Annotated in this window: 13 protein-coding genes; 4 read left to right on the plus strand and 9 right to left on the minus strand. The window is 62.3% G+C overall.

All coding sequences use genetic code 11. The features are described 5' to 3' along the window. The first annotated feature begins 90 nt into the window (after positions 1–90). Positions 91–642: a hypothetical protein gene (locus tag CO666_RS14745; RefSeq protein WP_097612847.1), complete on the plus strand. Its 552-nt coding sequence runs from the start codon at positions 91–93 to the stop codon at positions 640–642. A gap of 69 nt (positions 643–711) precedes the next feature. On the opposite strand, the gene folK is transcribed toward CO666_RS14745, so the two are convergent. Genes folK through folP form a run of 3 tightly spaced genes read right to left on the minus strand, consistent with a single transcriptional unit; the run spans position 712 to position 2,454 of the window. After that, positions 712–1,230, minus strand: a complete 519-nt coding sequence (gene folK, locus CO666_RS14750; RefSeq protein WP_179869695.1) for a 2-amino-4-hydroxy-6-hydroxymethyldihydropteridine diphosphokinase — start codon at positions 1,228–1,230, stop codon at positions 712–714. Continuing rightward, positions 1,223–1,588 (minus strand): dihydroneopterin aldolase, encoded by a 366-nt coding sequence (folB, locus tag CO666_RS14755; RefSeq protein ID WP_003569012.1) that lies wholly within the window; start codon positions 1,586–1,588, stop codon positions 1,223–1,225. Before folB ends, folK begins: the two co-directional genes overlap by 8 nt. Then, the gene (folP, locus tag CO666_RS14760) at positions 1,585–2,454 is read right to left on the minus strand and encodes a dihydropteroate synthase (RefSeq protein ID WP_097612849.1); all 870 of its coding nucleotides are present in this window, start codon (positions 2,452–2,454) and stop codon (positions 1,585–1,587) included. The genes folB and folP overlap by 4 nt, the downstream gene beginning before the upstream one ends. 101 nt (positions 2,455–2,555) lie before the next feature. Here folP and CO666_RS14765 point away from each other — a divergent pair, with 101 nt between their 5' ends. Then, the gene (locus CO666_RS14765; protein WP_097612850.1) at positions 2,556–3,182 is read left to right on the plus strand and encodes a DUF922 domain-containing Zn-dependent protease; all 627 of its coding nucleotides are present in this window, start codon (positions 2,556–2,558) and stop codon (positions 3,180–3,182) included. A 348-nt stretch (positions 3,183–3,530) separates the two neighbouring features. Here CO666_RS14765 and CO666_RS14770 read toward each other — a convergent pair whose 3' ends face one another. Both CO666_RS14770 and CO666_RS14775 read right to left on the minus strand, forming a co-directional pair. Next, positions 3,531–3,851, minus strand: coding sequence for a 2Fe-2S iron-sulfur cluster-binding protein (locus tag CO666_RS14770; RefSeq protein ID WP_085737415.1), 321 nt, complete (start codon positions 3,849–3,851; stop codon positions 3,531–3,533). A gap of 222 nt (positions 3,852–4,073) precedes the next feature. Continuing rightward, positions 4,074–4,457, minus strand: coding sequence for an Hpt domain-containing protein (locus tag CO666_RS14775; RefSeq protein ID WP_085737416.1), 384 nt, complete (start codon positions 4,455–4,457; stop codon positions 4,074–4,076). 462 nt (positions 4,458–4,919) lie between these two features. Here CO666_RS14775 and CO666_RS14780 point away from each other — a divergent pair, with 462 nt between their 5' ends. Further along, on the plus strand, positions 4,920–11,897 hold the full coding sequence (locus tag CO666_RS14780; RefSeq protein WP_097612851.1) for an apolipoprotein A-IV repeat region-like domain-containing protein: 6,978 nt from the start codon (positions 4,920–4,922) through the stop codon (positions 11,895–11,897). A 175-nt stretch (positions 11,898–12,072) separates the two neighbouring features. On the opposite strand, the gene CO666_RS14785 is transcribed toward CO666_RS14780, so the two are convergent. Further along, positions 12,073–12,741: a hypothetical protein gene (locus CO666_RS14785; protein ID WP_097612852.1), complete on the minus strand. Its 669-nt coding sequence runs from the start codon at positions 12,739–12,741 to the stop codon at positions 12,073–12,075. A gap of 146 nt (positions 12,742–12,887) precedes the next feature. After that, entirely contained in the window at positions 12,888–13,637 is a 750-nt protein-coding gene (locus CO666_RS14790; RefSeq protein ID WP_097612853.1) for an aminoacyl--tRNA ligase-related protein, read from the minus strand. Between the two features lie 370 nt (positions 13,638–14,007). Between CO666_RS14790 and CO666_RS14795 the strand changes: the two genes are divergently transcribed. Further along, positions 14,008–14,883, plus strand: a complete 876-nt coding sequence (locus CO666_RS14795) for a D-alanyl-D-alanine carboxypeptidase family protein (RefSeq protein ID WP_097612854.1) — start codon at positions 14,008–14,010, stop codon at positions 14,881–14,883. A 116-nt stretch (positions 14,884–14,999) separates the two neighbouring features. Here CO666_RS14795 and CO666_RS14800 read toward each other — a convergent pair whose 3' ends face one another. Together CO666_RS14800 and CO666_RS14805 are read right to left on the minus strand one after the other, a co-directional pair. Next, positions 15,000–16,253: a sensor domain-containing diguanylate cyclase gene (locus CO666_RS14800; protein WP_097612855.1), complete on the minus strand. Its 1,254-nt coding sequence runs from the start codon at positions 16,251–16,253 to the stop codon at positions 15,000–15,002. 147 nt (positions 16,254–16,400) lie between these two features. After that, the gene (locus CO666_RS14805; RefSeq protein WP_097612856.1) at positions 16,401–17,012 is read right to left on the minus strand and encodes an ABC-type transport auxiliary lipoprotein family protein; all 612 of its coding nucleotides are present in this window, start codon (positions 17,010–17,012) and stop codon (positions 16,401–16,403) included. Positions 17,013–17,015 lie beyond the last annotated feature (3 nt).

Consider the following 17,015-nt stretch of genomic DNA (forward strand, 5'->3'; position numbering starts at 1 on the left):
TCGCATTTCGGCACGATCGAAAGGAAGGGTTAACCATTATTCGGCAAAACTTGCAGCCAGTTCGTGAGTGGTGTTTGCCAAGGAAAATCCATGTATTCGCGCAAGTTTCTCATTATATGCGGCCTGGCCGCCGCGGCATTGTCTCCGGTCGCAGATGTCGCTCCGGCAGCCACGGCTGCAACCCGTGACAAGGCGTTCTTCGATTCCGTCGCCGGCTCTTGGAAGGGACCAGGCGAAATCGTCGCCGGCAAGTACAAGGGCACGAAATTCACCTGCAACCTGATCGGCGAGCCCACCGGCGACAGTGGCGCTGGCATCAAGCTCGACGGCACCTGCCGCGTCGGTGTCTTCAAGCAGCCGATGACCGCCGTCATCTCGCAGTCGGGCTCGACCTACAAGGGCAAATTCCTCGACGGCGCCGACGGCAAGGGTCTTGACGTCGTCTCCGGCGCCGTCAGTGAAGATACCGTCGTCGTCGGCATCAACCGCGCCAAGCTGAACGGCGCGATGATCGCCCGTGTGCGCGACGACAAGACGATGAACGTCACCGTTTCGGTCAAGGTCGAAAGCCAGATGGTCCCGGTCATTGGCCTGACGCTGACCCGGCAGGTCGACGAAATGGCTGTCGGCTCCATCGAGTAGATAAATCGCACAACGGATTTTCCTGAAGCGGCGGGTTTCCCGCCGTTTTCCTTTTCCGGTCCCTTTGCGTCAGACGTTCAGCCACCAGTCGCGGCCGCCGTCGGCCACCTCGATGCCGCCGATCTCGGCATCATCAAGCCAGTCGCTGACTGCCCTGCCCCTGACGAGCAGCCCCGGCGCGATATCGGCAAGCGGCATCAGTACGAAACCGCGATCGGTCATGCGTGGATGCGGCAGTTCCAGCCGCGGCGCCTCCTGGATGACGTCACCATAGGTCAGCACGTCGATATCGAGTGTGCGCGGTCCCCAGCGTTCGATACGCTCTCGTTTCATCTCCCGCTCTATCGACAGGCAGACATCGAGCAAAGCCTCGGGCTCCAGCCTGGTTTCGACCGCGGCACAGGCATTGAAGAAGAAGGACTGGTCCGTCTTGCCCCAGGGTGGCGTGCGATAGAGCCTGGACACGGCGACGACACGGCAGTCGTCGCGTCCGTCCAATCGTTGCAGTGCGGCAGCCATCGCCTTCACGGGATCGCCGATATTGCCGCCGAGCCCGAGGGTGGCCGATTGCAATGTGGCTTCAGGCAAAGTGCTCAACGCTCACCTGCACGAAATCGAGCACGCCGGGCACAGGCGCGTTCGGCTTGCGCACCGTGATCTTCGCCCGCCGGACCTGCGGGAAGGTCTGGCAAAGTCCCTTGGCGATATCGAGCGCCAAGGCCTCGATCAGGTAACGACGCTTGCCCGTGACGATCTGCTCGATCACGGTGAAGGCGATGCCATAATTGACGGTATCGTCGATCGAATCGCTTTCCAGCGCCTCGCCGGCAACGACGTCGAGCTCGGCATCGACGAAGAAGCGCTGACCGAGGAATTCCTCCTCGTCATGCACGCCGTGGCGCGCAAAGAAAGCGCAGTTCTGCAGCGTGATCGTATAGGTGGTCATGTTGGCCGCTTCCTCTCGAATTCCTTGCGCGCGTTCAGCATAGCATCGGCGATGTCGAGTGCATCCCTGTTGATTGCGACATTGTGCACCCGGAAAACCGCAGCCCCTTGAAGCCTGAGCAAAGCACTGGTGACCGCCGTCGCCGAATCCCTGTCCTGCGCCTCACGGCCCGTCACCGCGCCGAGGAAGCGCTTGCGCGATGTGCCGGCGAGCAACGGCAGGCCGAAGCGCGAAAGTTCGGAAAACCGCGCCATCAGCTCCAGATTCTCCTCGGCCGTCTCCTTGGCGAAGCCGAAACCGGGATCGAGCACGATACGGTCGGTGTTGACGCCTGCAGCCGCGGCGATCGCCAGCGACCGTTTTAGAAAATGCACCTGGTCGGCAATGACGTCGGGAAGCTTCGCCCTGTCGCGGCCGGTATGCATGATGCAGAGCCCGGCCCCGGTCGCCGCGGCAATGTCGGCGATATCAGGCTCCTTCTGCAGCCCGAACACATCGTTGACGATATGGGCACCGGCGCCGACCGCAAGCCGCGCCGTCTCGGCGCGATAAGTGTCGATCGAGATCAGCGCCTGGGTGCGCCCGCGCAGCGCCTCGATAACCGGAAGCACGCGGGCCTGCTCCTCGGAAGGGCTGACGGCTGCCGCGTTCGGCCGGGTCGATTCGCCGCCGATATCGACAATCCCGGCCCCCTCGCTCACCGCCCGCAGCGCGTGTTCGACCGCCGCATCGACGGTTTCAAAACGCCCGCCGTCGGAAAAGGAGTCCGGCGTCACGTTGATGATCGCCATGATCACCGAACGGCGGCCGAGTTCGATCTGCCGGCCATGGCCGACACGCCATAAACTGCCTTCGAACCCTCTCACCAGACTTATCCCATCGATCGCGAAAAAAGCGCCATCCGATATTGCGCTTGCGGTGGCTATGCCCCAAGCTCCTGTCGATTTCAACACGGGTTGCGTTCAGAATGCCGCTTGCAGTGCGTTATATGGTCCTTCCTATTGCCTTTTCCATTGCTCTTTCCGTCTGCAGCCCGGTGGCAGCAGAAGTGATCGCATCGAAAAGCTATTCCTATTTCAGCATCCGCGGCAAAACCGCGGATGAGCTCGATCGCGAACTCAGCCGACGCGGCCCGACGTCGAGCGGCTCTTCGGCGCGCCATCCAGGTGCCACGAAGATCCGTTTTGGCGGTGAAGCCACCTATATTCAGGATAACGGGCGTTGCCGCGTCGGCAACGTCAAGGTCACGGTTCACACCCAGATCATCCTGCCGCGCTGGAGCAGCCGCAAGGGCGCCAGCAAGGAGCTGTCGATGATCTGGGATGCCTTGTCGAGCGATATCAAGCGCCACGAGGAGCGCCATGCCGAAATCGCCCGCGATCAGGCCCGCGCCATGGAACGCGCCATTCGCGCGCTGCCGCAGCAGCGCAGTTGCGAGGCCATGCAGGAGCTCGTCTCCGCCGAATCAGCTCGCGGTATAGAAGAGCACGATCGGCAGCAGGCGCGATTCGACCGCGTCGAGGCGGTCAATTTCCAGAAGCGTATGCTGAGATTGCTGAACAATCGAATCAACGGCCGGGCCGGCGAAAAATAAGGCTTTTTCAGCCGGGATGCGAGTGGAAAACCTTAGCTGCACAACGAAACTTGTGCGAAACTTGCGTCCTCCCCAGCGATTGAATGGTCATTTTTCATCCTGGCAGACTCAACCGGAACGCGTTAATATGAACACATTCGAAAGTGCAGGTACGGCATCTGGACTTTCATCGCTGGGTTCTCCTGGCGCGTTCCGAAGCCGCGGATGTTCCTCCCTCATCCGTTGGTAATGCGCCCGCCTCGCCTCGCTCGCTCTAGCGCGCGAGGCGTCTTTTTTGTGGGATCCACATTGGAGATTCTCGGCCAGCAAAGCGCAGCGCGCTTAAATCAGGCCAAAGCGCAGTGCGCTTTAGGCCTGACGTTCCGGCACGTGCACCACGAGCCCGTCATAGGCAGCCTTCATGCGGATCTGACAGGACAGCCGCGAGGTCGGGCGCACATCGAAGGCGAAGTCGAGCATATCCTCTTCCATCGCTTCCGGCTGACCGACCTGTTCGGTCCATGCCTCGTCGACATAGACATGACAGGTCGCGCAGGCGCAGGCGCCGCCGCATTCGGCCTCAATGCCGGGCACCGAATTGCGCACGGCATTCTCCATGACGGTGGAGCCTTGGTCGACGTCGAGGTCGAAACGTGTGCCGTCGAAAGCAACGATGGTAAGTTTGGGCATCAGGACTGTTTCCGGTCTTCAAATGATGGGCGGATTTTCTTCCGACAATTCGACGCGTCAGTCAACATTGCCGAAATTCGTTATAGCGTCGCAGATCGGGCCTGTGCCCGCCGTCTTCAAAGCGTCATGGAGCAGGTCGCAAAAAGACCCGTGGTTCCGCAATGAAACAACGGGCCTCGTTCGAACGACATCTGCGACATGCAGCGACCAAAGACTTGGAGATCAGCCGCGGCAGAGCTTCAGGATGAAATTCTCGGCGTCGATGACGGCAGCACCCAGCGCTGCCGTCGCGCCGGCATCGCCGCCGGTTTCCTCGACGGCTTCCGCTGTCTGCGACACGCGGAACGCGCCGACCGAACTTGCCGCGCCCTTCAGGCGATGCGCGGCCGCGCCGACGCGGATGGTTTCGCCGCTTGCAATATCCTGCAGACAGGCGCGCGCCTGGCGCGCAAACATTTGAAGGACTTCGATTTCCAGCGCCTTGTCGCCCATCGTCTGCTTGGCGAGGTGGACCAGATCGATCGGCCGGACCTTCGAGGGACAGGGTCCCTTTGCATTATCCGGCGCCTCGAATACGATGTTCAATGCCGCCATCTGAGCTGCCATTGCCAATTCTCCCGTCTCGTGTCGTGCGCTGTTGCAACAGTTCTGCGTCGGGAGGGTGGCCATCACGTTAAATTCCGGCACATTCGCAGCGGAAATCTCGCCATATGGTTAACATCCGTTAAATATCCCTAAATTATTGGTTTTTAAGCCGTGCCGCGGATTTAAAGATGTTAACAACGGGTTAACGAGCCGCAAATCTCAAGCCTTCATTAATTGTGTGAGGAGCCCAGATGTGTCACTACGATACTGGTGGAGCGGGTTTATGGTACGCGCCTTTGCCGAGCGAGTGGATAATGGTAGTGTTTTGATACCTTCCGTTTGAAAAAGCGGCTATCTACTCTGAAATGACATGCTTATCCGTCCGTCGTTGGGATGGAAGGCTGGAACGGCAAAGTTGTCCCCGGGTGAGGCGGAAGCCCGGGATGCGCAGCCGGACCGGCCACCAGTAACGAGGCATACCGAATGGCGAACAACAAATATAACGAGTCGATTGAAGACAAGGCGTTCAAGGCATTGGACGAAGCGCTCCAGATCGACTTCGGCAAAGATAACGTGCCGTCTCGCCGCGGCGATGCGCCAGAGGCCCCGGAGGCTCATGTGTCTGATCCAGTAAATGCGCGTAACCAGCAGGCCCAGGAAGAAGCGCAACGCCGCAGCCGCCGCGGCAGTGCCGGCGAGCAGGCATCCAGGGGGCCGGCCTTCGCGCCCGCCAACGATGCCAGCCGCAATACGCCCGCCTCGATCCTGAAATCCTTCGACGGCGCCTCCAGCCGCTCGGCCGTGCGCACTGCCACGCTGTTCTCCGTGCTTTGGGTCATGGCCGGTCTCGGCCTGATGTCGCTGCTTTATGCGCCGGAAATCTGGCAGATCCGTTCGCTCGCCGATCTCGTCGCCCTGCCCGGCGTCATCGCCGGTCTCGTCGGCATCATCATTCCGGTGATGATGTTCTATGCTTTCGCCATCATGATCGCGCGCGCCCAGGACATGCGCAATGCCGCCCGTTCCATGGCGGAGGTGGCTTTGCGGCTCGCCGAGCCGGAAACCATCGCTTCCGAACGCATCATGACCGTCGGCCAGGCCGTGCGCCGTGAGGTCTCGGCCATGAATGAAGGCATCGAGCGCACCATCGCGCGTGCCTCCGAGCTGGAAACCCTCGTCCATTCCGAAGTCAATGCACTTGAACGCTCCTATGCCGACAACGAATTGCGCGTCCGCGGTCTCGTCCACGAACTCGGATCCGAGCGCGAGGCGATCGTCAATCATGCCGACCGCATCCGCACCTCGATCGGCAGCGTCCACGATCAGTTGAAGGAAGAGCTGTCGCTGGCGACCGAAGAGATCGCGGTGCGGCTTTCCACATCGGGCGAAGCCTTCGCCTCGCTGATCGATACGCGCGCCGCGGCGATCCTGGAAAAATCCGACACCGCCCTGCAGTCGATCGGCAGCCTGCTCGCAGCCAAGACCGATAGCTTGTTGCAGACACTGAACGCATCGGGTTTCGCGCTCGCCACCGAATTCGACAACCGCCTCGAAGCGCTCTCGGTCAACCTCAACGACCATGGCGAAAAACTGCTCAGCCAGTTCGAGACGCGCGCCTCGACCATGGACAGCAGCACCGAGAAGCTGAACGCGGCGCTGAACGAGCGCACGCACCAGCTCAGCGAGATCCTGATCGCCCGCACCCGCGAGATCAATGAGAGCCTGAAATCCGGTGAACGCACCATCGGCGGCACGCTCGACGACGTGCTGGCGAAGCTGAACAGCGCGCTCGACGAAAAGGGGGCGAGCTTCCGCCAGAGCCTGCAGAGCACCGCCGACGACGCCGTCATGGATCTCGACGTGCGCTCCGGCTTCTTCGAAGAACGGCTGCAGACGACCGTCGCCCAGCTGTCGACCGCCTTCGACGAACGCGTCGCCGAATTCACCAGCGCCTTCGACAAACGCACCGGCTCGCTCGACACCAAGCTGATGGAGAGCCTTGCCCGCATCAACGAGACGCTGACCGGCGGCTCGGAATCGATCGACGGCATCCTGAGTTCCAGCATCGACCGGCTCGGCGCCTCGATGACCGACCAGTCGCTGGCGCTCGCCACCGCACTCGCCACCGGCCATGAAATGCTGGAAAGCACGCTCGGCGCCCGGGCGGACGAAATCACCACGGCGCTCAGCGACCGCACCGGCGAACTGACCTCGGCGCTGCAGAGCGCGACCTCCGACATCGCGCTGACGCTCGCATCCGGCACGTCCGAACTGCAGAACAATCTGCAGACGCGCTCGGCCGAACTCCGCGAGACGCTGCGCACCACCACCACCGATCTGACCACCGCAGTTGCCGCCGGCACCGAGCAGGTGACTGCTGCCTTCGGCGGTCGCGCCGAAGAACTGACCGGCGCGCTTGCAGCGCGTGCGGCAGAAATCACCGATGCGCTCGGTACGGCTCACGGCCGCATCGACAGCGTCATGGCAGAGCGCGGCGGCGCACTGATCGAGGCGCTCACCACCCATCACGGCCGCTTCGAGGAAGCGCTGACGTCCCGTTCGGACGCCATCATCAACGCCGTCTCCGGCACCCATGACCGTCTTGCCGAGACGCTTGACGAAAAGGCGATGTCGCTCGCCATCTCCCTCAATGAGAGCCAGGCCCGCATCGAGGATACGCTCGAGAGCCGCTCCGAAGCGCTGCTGAAGGCGGTATCCGGCACCCATGAGCGCCTTTCCGAGACGCTCGATGAAAAGGCGATGTCGCTCGCCATTTCGCTCAATGAGAGCCAGGCCCGCATCGAGGATACGCTCGAGACCCGCTCCGCGGCCCTGCTGAATGCCGTCTCCGGCACCCATGACCGGTTGTCGGAAACATTGGACAGCAAGGCGGCGGCCCTGACGACCTCGCTCGACGAGCGCCATGCCCGGATCGAGGATGCGCTTGGAACACGAGCCGAGGCGCTGCTGAACACCGTGTCCGGCACACGCGACCGTCTTGCCGAGACCCTCGACGAAAAGGCGGCGGCGTTTGCCATGTCCTTGAACGAGAGCCACGCCCGCATTGAAGATACGCTTCAAACCCGTTCCGCGGCACTGCTGAACGCTGTCTCCGGCACCCATGAACGCCTGGCCGAGACACTGGACGAAAAAGCGATGGCGCTCGCCATTTCTTTGAACGAAACCCAGACGCGTATCGAGAATTCGATGGAGACCGGTGCAGCGGCCCTGTTGAGCGCCGTCTCCGGCACCCATGAGCGTTTGTCGGAAACGCTGGACGAGAAGGCGATGACGCTCGCCATCTCGCTCAATGAGAGCCAGTCGCGGATCGAAGACACGCTGGAAGCGCGTTCCGAAGCCCTCCTCAAATCCGTGTCCGGCACCCATGACCGCCTTTCGCAGGCGCTCGACGAAAAGTCGGCGGCGCTCGCGGCCTCCCTGAACGAGGGTCAGAGCCGCCTGCAGGACACGCTGGAGAGCCGTTCGCAATCCTTCCTCGATGCAGTGGCAGCCACCCACGACCGCCTGTCCGAGACACTCGACGACCGGGCAATGGCGCTCGCCATTTCGCTGAACGAGAGCCAGAGCCGTCTCGAGGAGACACTGACGACAGGCACCGATGCGATCACCAATGCGGTCTCCGGCACACATGAGGGCGTGAACGGTGTACTCGAGCAGAAGGCCGCCGCCCTCGCCGCCTCGCTGAGCGAAGGCCAGGCCCGCATCGAGGAAGCCTTGACGCACCGCACGGCTGCGATCATCGGCGCTGTAACGGCAAGTCACGACCGGCTCACCGATGCGCTCGACGAAAAGACCATGGCGCTCGCCATTTCGCTCGACGATAATCAGAGCCGCTTCGACAGTGCACTTGAAGCCCGCAGCAACTCCATGATGGAGGCCGTTGCCAACGCCGAGACGCGCGTCGCCGGCGCCTTCGCCGACAAGACCGAGGCAATCCGCGCCGCCTATACCGATAATCAGCAGCGGCTGGAAAATGCGCTCTCCCAGCATAGCGCTGCCCTCTCCGGCGCTCTGGATGCCGGCGGCTCGCGCTTCGAAGACATCGTCGGCGGCTTGACCGGCCGTATCGAAGGCCGCCTGACCGATGCCCATGCGCGGCTCGGGGGCCTCGCCGACGAGACCGCCGCCCGCATCGAGCGCGGCCTCGACTCCGCCCATGACCGCATTCGCACGACGCTCGAGGACCGCGCCAACGCCATCGACCTGTCGCTGAGCCAGGCCCACGCGCTGATCAGCGATACGCTGACCGAGCAAGCGACCAGCATCGGCACTTCGGTTGCAACAAGCGTCAGCATGCTCGAAATGTCGCTGGAGGAGCGTGAAGCCGCAATCCGCCAGGCCATCGATTCCGGCGCGCAGACGTTGGAAAATCGCATGCAGGCCGGAGCCGGCCAGATCGCCGGTCGTTTCCAGGAGGCGGCAAGCGCGATTTCGAACTCCGCCCAGAGCTTCTCGGCCCATCTCGACCAGTCGGTCGAAAGCCTGACCGGCCGCTTTGAAGAAACCGGATCGCGGGTGGAAGCCGGCCTTGCGGCGATCGAGACCCGCATCCGTGACGGCGTCGGCGGCGTTGCCGACAGGGTCGAAACGGCCAGCGGCCAGCTCTCCGGCGTGCTAGCCGACGGCATTTCCCGCCTCGGTGCGCTCAGCAACGACGCCACGCAGCGCATCTCTGCGACGCTCGAAGGCAGCGCCGCAAACCTCACCCAGGCGATCGACAGCCGCACCGCCAATCTGGCCGAGACGCTCGACAGCCGCGCCACCAGCATGACGGGCGCCATCGAAGGCCGGACTGCGATCCTCGGTGAAACTCTCGACCGCGGCAATGAACGCATCGAGGAACGCCTCTCCACCATGGACCGCGCCTTGACCCTCGGCCTCGAAGCCGTCAACCGCACCATCGAAGGCAAGGCCGCCGGCCTTGCCTCGACGCTGCGCAGCGCCGTTGCCGAAGCGGCCCAGGGAATGGAAGGCGAAGCGACGAGAACCACCGAACTGCTCGGCAAGACCGGCCAGCAATTTGCTGAGGATCTCAATACGAAAAGCGACGAGTTCACCCGCACCATGGATGAGCGCTCATCGCAGATCGTCACCCGCGTCGCAGAAGCCCAGAACCGGCTGGCGAGCCAGGCCGCTGCCGTCGCCCAGACCTTCTCGGAAGCCGGCAACGCCATCGTCAACAAGGTCGCCGAAGCCGAGACCATCGTCGGCACCCAGGTCAACGCCATCTCCAAGGTGTTGTCTGATGCCGGCCAGTCGCTGGAAGCGCGCGGCGATGCCATCCGCTCGACGCTGTCTGGCGCCGGCAGCGAAATTTCCGCCACCATGGCCGATGTCGACCGGGCGCTCGAAGCCCGCAGCAGCGCCATTCGCTCCAATCTCGAGGAGCGGGCTCGCGAGATCGACACGACCTTCACCGATATCGACCGGGCGCTCGAAGCGCGCGGCAATTCGATCCGCTCGACGCTCGAAGACCGCACCCGCGATCTCAATTCGATGCTCGCTGGCCGCTCGGTCGAACTGACGCGCATCCTCGATGAAACGGCTCGCCCGATCATCGACCGCTACACCGATGCCGGCGAGCAGGCCGCCGCCCGCATTACCGCCGCGGCCAATCTCAGCGCCGACCGTCTGCGCGCCGAAAACGAAGCGCTCGCCAGCGCCGTTGCCGCCCGCACCGAGAATGTCGCCAACGCCGTCAGCGCCATCGAAAACAGCCTGGTCGGCAACGTCAACGGCCTCGTTCAGCGCATGTCGGAAAGCAGTGCGGCGATGGCGATGATGATGAACCGCGCCGCCGAGCAGTTGGCGAGTGTCGACGGGCGTCTGGGCGACACGACCACGCGCTTTGCCGACTCCGCCAACAAGGCCGCCGAAATGGTCAACGCCTCGACCAGGCTTCTCGAAGGCAAGGTCGACCGCCTCTCCGACATTTCGGGCCAGACGCTGTCGCAGGTCGGCGGCATCATCGGCCGCTTCGACGAGCACTCCAAGGTTCTGACCCAGGCGTCACAGCTTCTCGGCGCTGCCCAGTCGAACCTCGCCTCGACGCTCGAAGAACGCGAAGGCGCGCTGCAGGCGCTCTCCGTCAGCCTGGTTCAGCGCTCAGACGAGATCGAAAAGACCATGCGCGGCCTCGGCGGCATGATTGAGACCGTATTCGAGCGGGCCGAACAGCGCTCCAGCCAGGTGACCGGCAATCTGCGCCAGGGCGTGCAATCCTCCTTCGCCGATATTGGCCGCATTCTCACCGAAACCGAGAAGCGCGCCCAGGAAGCGGCCGAGACGATGCGTGAGGCGATCACCCGCGCCGGCGACGAGGCCAATACGACGATCGACGGCACCTTCGCCAATGTCGAGCGCCGGTCCGGCGATCTCTCCAACCGTATTCGCGGCGGTCTGACGGCCTCGCTGTCGGAAGTCGAGCGTATGGTCGGCGAAGCCAGCCGCGCCTCCGACGGCGCTGCCCAGCACATGCGCGAAGCGCTGCGCGAGGCGATCGACGATGCCGTCGGCCGCTTCTCCGGCGCCACCGATGATATCCGCCGCTCCGCCGCCGACATCCGCAACGAACTCGACGCCACCCGCGCCGAATTGAAGCGCGGCGCCTTCGACCTTCCGGAAGAAGCCAAGGAAAGCGCCTCGGCCATGCGCCGGGCCGTTGCCGAGCAGATCAAGGCGCTGCAGGATATCTCGCAGCTCGTCGGCCGCTCCAGCCAGCAGCTTGAGATCTCCGAGCCCGTCGCCCGCACCCTTGCCCAGGCACAGCCTGCCCCGCGTCCGGCGCAACCTGTTGTAACCCAGCAAGCCGTAGTTCAGCCGCAGCAGCCGTCAGCGCCGCCATCGATCGAAGCGACGGGCCTGCGCGGAACGATCGCGCCGGCAGCACCGGTTGCCGCTCCTCAGCGCGCCGCTCCGCAGCCTGCCCCCACCCGCCAGGAGCCGGCTCGCCCGGAAAGCGGCGGCTGGATCAGCGATCTCTTGCGCGGCGCATCGCGGGAGGAGACCGCCGACGAGGCGCCTGCCCGTGCCCCGGCCCGGCCGGCGGAAGCCGCCGCACCGGCCGCACGCAACAATGACAGCCGCAATCCGCGCCATGTTGTGGAATCGCTGAACTCGCTCTCGGTCGATATCGCTCGCGCCATCGATCACGACGCCTCCGTCGATCTCTGGCGCCGTTACCAGCGCGGCGAGCGCGACGTCTTCACCCGTCGCCTCTACACGCTGAAAGGCCAGCAGACCTTCGATGAGATCAAGCGCAAATACGACCGCGAACCGGAGTTCCGCACCGCCGTCGACCGCTATATCGGAGATTTCGAAAAGCTGCTCGCCGACGTCGCCCGCACCGATCCGAACCAGACCGTCTCGCAGTCCTACCTCACCTCGGATACGGGCAAGGTCTACACCATGCTCGCCCATGCAGCAGGCAGGCTCAGCTGAGCCTGGCCTATACCTCGGGCGAAAACCGCCCGAGCGAACGGAAGCTGATTTGATCGTCGAATGGGAGAAAGCCGCTTGAACTGCTGTCAGGCGGCTTTCTCTTTTGACCCTGGGCTACGCTTTGAGCTGGAAACCGAGGCAACAGTTCGTAGGCCAGGTTTGATGCTGCCATCTCTTATTGAGCGTTGCCGCCATCAGTCCGGGCCGGATCATCTGACGCCCAAGCCTGGATGGCCTGATTGAACACACGTTCACCATCAGCGCCTTTTTCAAGCGTCAGCAGTGCCCGTTTGCCGTCCTGATAGGAAATCGGCAAATCGATCCATTGGCGTTCAAGCAGTTCAAGGTTCTTGGCACGAGCCTCAGGCAGATCATTGAGCGCCAGCATGTAAAGATTGTCCGTGACCTTGGCTGGCACGGCTATCAATGTGTCACCGCGATCGCCTTCCGTGGCCTTCATCGACATGGACTGGAGACTGTAAATTCCACCTCCCTTAAATCCTGGCGCTATCTGAAACGACAATTCAATGAGGTGGCTTGCGGAAACGGAGGGATCTGCATTCCGTTCCAGTGTCAGCACTGCAGTGAGGTGACGCTTCGGCACCGCAATGTGCGCTTGGATAACAGGATCGGAATGTCCCCTGGCGTCGGTGCGCATATCGATTGACCACGTGACAGAACCGGGAACCGTCGTCGGCCGTGCCTTCTCCAGTCTCTCCTCATACAGAAACATCTGAGGAACTAGCGAACGCGGAACGGAGCGTCCGGATGACGCAAAGGCGGAAAAGGGTGAGAAAACGAGCACACATATGCCGACGACCAAAACCATTGCCGAGCGCATCATAGAAATCCCACCCCTCGCAGCGTAAAGCTGTCTCCTACTGTATAATTTCTTAAATCGGAATTATGCAGCAATTCAAAGTGCTGCGGAAATTCGTGAACAACTGTGGCGGCGAAAACCGGGACCGCAATGCGGCCCCGGCTCCCCATCTACCGATCGGCCGCTATGCCCCAATTGTAAACGCATCGATCGAGACCGATGGCGATTTCGAGCACCAGGACGTCGTGGTCGACAGCAGGTCCCTTCTTCGGCTGCGACCGGTAGCGCTGCGGAAAGTCGGTGCGCCGCGAGATCGAGCAGACCTCCATCCATTTGTCGCCGTTGTCGACCTCGATATCCATCGTCACCTCGGAATAGGCCGGCAGCCGATCGGAGGCCACGATGCGCGTCGGCAGATGGATCAGCTGGGCGATCATGCGACGCACCGGTTCGAGGCAGGCAGCGTGATAGTCGTTGCCGCTGTCGGCCGTGAAGGCGCATTGGAATTCGAGCTGCCAGAATTCCTTCAACCGCATATGTTTGGCCGGCTGCTCCTGCTCACGGCGATAGGACCGGCCCGCCTGCCAGACGCAGAGCGGCAGCCGCGTCTTCGAGTGATTTCCGAGAATATGCTGCATATAGGCATAGGTCGACGGCGTGGTTTCCGGCCGCAGCACCAGCGCGGTATCGCCGGCCGATAGCTGTTCCTGGACCCAGATGTCGGCATTCGAATAGGCGCTTGAAACCAGCGCCCGCGGCATCAGCGCCGGCGCCTCGACCCTCCTGACATCCCAGGCGGGATTGACGGATCTGAGAAAGCTGCGGACCTCTTGCGAGAAGAAGCCGATCATATGATCGCGCAGATGAATCTCGCGCTCCTCCCAATGGACGAGCGAATTGACATGATAAAGATTGAGCACGGTGCCGGTCTCCTTGGCAGCCTTGATTGACGTGGCGAGGGGCTTTACGTCCAGCAGCGTGCCGGACGCCGATCACGCCCTAGCGTTACAGCGGGACGCGAAGACCTCGTCCGTCAAAAGCGCGCGCGATCGCGACCTGCAGGCAGGTGCGGTCACCACCGGAGAAAAGCGCGCTCTTCATGCTCATGCCGAATTTTCTACGTGCCGCGTGCGCCATTGTCAAAACCGAAGATCACGAGGCAAAAGCAATCAGCTGTGGACAGAGCATTTTTATTTCCCTCCGTCCTTCATTTCGTCACAAACTTTCTCGATCGGCTTGCGTTTAGCCAACGGCTCCCCTCGGCCGTCCAACAACAGAGACCGTATCCCGATGACCCAGACGACCTCCCGGCTCCTTGCCACCGCGCTCTCCTCCGCCATACTGATGGGCGCATTCACGGCCGCTCATGCCGGCCAGGCAAGTTTCGTCATCGATGCGCAGTCCGGTCAGGTTCTCGAAGCATCCAATCAGGATGAGCTGAACTATCCGGCGTCGCTGACCAAGATGATGACGCTCTACCTCGCCTTCGAGGCCCTGCATCAGGGTCGCCTCACCTGGGACCAGAAGCTCACCATGTCGGAAAATGCCGAGAGCAAGGAGCCGTTCAAACTCGCGATCGGCGCTGGTCGCCAGGTGACGCTGCGCGAAGCAGTCGAAAGCATCGTCGTCCTGTCCGCCAACGACTCTGCCGTCGCCATCGCCGAACAACTCGGCGGCTCAGAACAGGCTTTCGCCACTGTCATGACCGACAAGGCGCGCCAGCTCGGCATGACGAATACGGTCTTCAAGAATCCCTCGGGCCTCCCCGATCCGGAGCAGGTCACCTCGGCGCGTGATATGGCAACCCTCGGCGTTTCGCTGATGCGGGACTTTCCCGAGGAGTTCAAACTCTTCTCCATGCGCGGCTTTCAGTTCCGCGGCATGAAGCTGCGCGGCCACAACAACCTGATGTACCGTTATGACGGCGTCGACGGCATCAAGACCGGCTATACCGATGCATCCGGCTACAATGTCGTGACCTCGGCGCTGAAGGACGGCCGCCGCGTCGTCGGCGTCGTCATGGGCGAAAAGACCGCGAGCCTGCGCGACGACAAGATGGCGGGCCTGCTCGACAGCGCACTGCCGTCGTCCTCGACCGCCACGGCATCGACCACACCAGGCAAACAGCCGGGAGCGACGATGACGGATATGCAGCCGACGAAGTAGGCTGCTGTCCAGAGCGGTTCAGCTTTTAATGGAAGCGCAGAACCGCTCTTGCTTTTTGTTTTTAAACGCAATTCCGGACTGAAAACCGCTTCGCACTTTTCCTTGAATTGCTCTAGCTATCTGAAGGCGACTTCCAGGTGCTGCCGGTCCTGCGCAATCACCCTGCAATTCGTCTCGAATCCCTCTCCTTTGATGGCAAGGATGAATTCCGAAGGAATGCCTGTCGTATTGGAGACCGAGATGCCGGCGCTCTCCGAGCCGATCGATTTGACGGTGCAGTCGATGGTCGAGCGTCGCTCGTTGAACAGGATCGAACCCGCCTTCAGCACCCGCCGCCGAGCGCCGATCGCATGATCGGCATGAATCGAGCTCCATGACACGCAGCGATTCCGGCCACCGTGTTTGGCCTGATACATTGCGGCATCGGCCTGAGCCAGCAGGGCCTCGATGTCCTTGCTGACGATCGAGAGCGCCGAACTTCCCAAGCTCGCCGTCACATGCAGGACGCCATGATCGCCACGGATCGGCTGCGAGGCGATGGCGGCCCTGAGTTTTTCGGCGACGGCGACAGCCCCTTCCCGATCGACATGCGGCAGGACGACGGCAAATTCCTCGCCTCCGATCCGCCCGAACAGATCGCCGGCGCGAAGGGTCGTCTTGCAGATTGACGCAACCGCCTTGAGAACCTCGTCTCCCGCGGCGTGTCCATGCGTATCGTTCACCCGCTTGAAATGGTCGATGTCGAAGACGATGCAGGACAGGTCATGCTGGTGCCGCAGAGCGAGCGAAATCAGCTGATCGGCTTCCTGCTTGAAGGCGCGCCGCGTCATCGCCTCGGTCAGGCTGTCGGTGGCGGCCGACTGCATCAGCTCGATGCGGTCCATCGCCGCTCCCGCCAGTTCTTCCAGAATGCTGAGGTCTCTGGCGCCGAACGATCTTGGCCGGCGGTCAATCGCACAGACCGTTCCGATCATGTGCCCGGCTTTCGTTCGCAGCGGCACGCCGGCATAGAAGCGGATATGATCCTCGCCCGTCACCGCGGAATGTTTTGAAAAGCGGGCATCCTTGGTGGCATCCTGGACGATAACAGGCTCGTCGCAATCCACCACGCAGCGGCAGAACGTATCTTCGAGCGAAACCTCGTCGGCCGACAGGCCGGAGCAGGCCTTGTACCATTGCCGGTGCCCGTCGATCAGCGAGACGATGCCGATATCTATGGAAAAAATCTGCTTTATCAGGCGGACGATCCGCTCAAAGCCTTTGTCCCTCGGCGTGTCGAGAATGTCGAGCTGCTGCAGCGCAGCCAAGCGAGCATTGTCGCGCTGGATCGCTTCCGATGACGACTTTCCGAATACACGTGCGACCACCATGCAGCATGCCTCCTGACAGCGATAACATGATGCGTTCCACAAATTCGTGAAGAAATTGAATACGATGGCAGCCCCGATCTCATGGGGCCAAATATTTTTCGGATTCAGCAACCCTTGATGTCGACGCAGCGACCGCCAAACGCCATCTCAGATTGAGCGCAGCGTCCAGTTGACGATCTCGGCGGCAACCGTGGAGAAGGCGCGGTCGAGGCTCTTGACGAAACCGTCATTGTCGCCGCCCGCCGGCGCCGTGGCGCGAAACACCTTCTGGGCGCGCACGGAGCCATTGCGGTCGTTTAGGATCTTGGCAGAAATTTCGACCACTGCCTGGTTGCCGTTGGAAGCATCGATCTCGAAGGAGCGGATATCGGTGACGACCTGATAGTCGATCGCCAGCCCCTGCCCCGGCATGCCGACGCCGCCGAGCTTGCCGGAGTTCTCGAAAGCTTCCACCAGCTTCGACTGGACCATGCGCGGCAGCTTGTCGCCCCATTGCGCCCGCGACAGATACTGGATTTCCGAAGATGAAACGCGGATGACGATCTGCTCGCTGTCGAGCGCTCGCAGCGCCGTCGGGCCGGCGATCAGGATTTGGCGGGATTTGGCCGCGGGTCCATCACCGTCGACGGCAGCGGACAGGTCGTAGGTGTCGTTCTTGGCCGACGTGCCGCACCCGGAAAGGATCAGCGCCGTCAGCGGCAGCGCGATCACCGTTCCCCTGATCCATGAACGGCGCGACAACAGATGCGATGCGACCATTAG

Origin of the sequence: Rhizobium chutanense (assembly GCF_002531935.1) — a bacterium.
GTDB lineage: Bacteria > Pseudomonadota > Alphaproteobacteria > Rhizobiales > Rhizobiaceae > Rhizobium > Rhizobium chutanense.

Bases quoted from the DNA above. Each gene is read 5' to 3' on its own strand.
- CO666_RS14775 (WP_085737416.1), bottom strand. From the start codon at position 4,457: ATGGCAGCTCAGATGGCGGCATTGAACATCGTATTCGAGGCGCCGGAT.
- CO666_RS14745 (WP_097612847.1), top strand. From the start codon at position 91: ATGTATTCGCGCAAGTTTCTCATTATATGCGGCCTGGCCGCCGCGGCA.
- CO666_RS14800 (WP_097612855.1), bottom strand. From the start codon at position 16,253: ATGGTGGTCGCACGTGTATTCGGAAAGTCGTCATCGGAAGCGATCCAG.
- CO666_RS14805 (WP_097612856.1), bottom strand. From the start codon at position 17,012: ATGGTCGCATCGCATCTGTTGTCGCGCCGTTCATGGATCAGGGGAACG.
- CO666_RS14785 (WP_097612852.1), bottom strand. From the start codon at position 12,741: ATGATGCGCTCGGCAATGGTTTTGGTCGTCGGCATATGTGTGCTCGTT.
- CO666_RS14795 (WP_097612854.1), top strand. From the start codon at position 14,008: ATGACCCAGACGACCTCCCGGCTCCTTGCCACCGCGCTCTCCTCCGCC.
- CO666_RS14765 (WP_097612850.1), top strand. From the start codon at position 2,556: ATGCCGCTTGCAGTGCGTTATATGGTCCTTCCTATTGCCTTTTCCATT.
- folB (WP_003569012.1), bottom strand. From the start codon at position 1,588: ATGACCACCTATACGATCACGCTGCAGAACTGCGCTTTCTTTGCGCGC.
- CO666_RS14770 (WP_085737415.1), bottom strand. From the start codon at position 3,851: ATGCCCAAACTTACCATCGTTGCTTTCGACGGCACACGTTTCGACCTC.
- CO666_RS14780 (WP_097612851.1), top strand. From the start codon at position 4,920: ATGGCGAACAACAAATATAACGAGTCGATTGAAGACAAGGCGTTCAAG.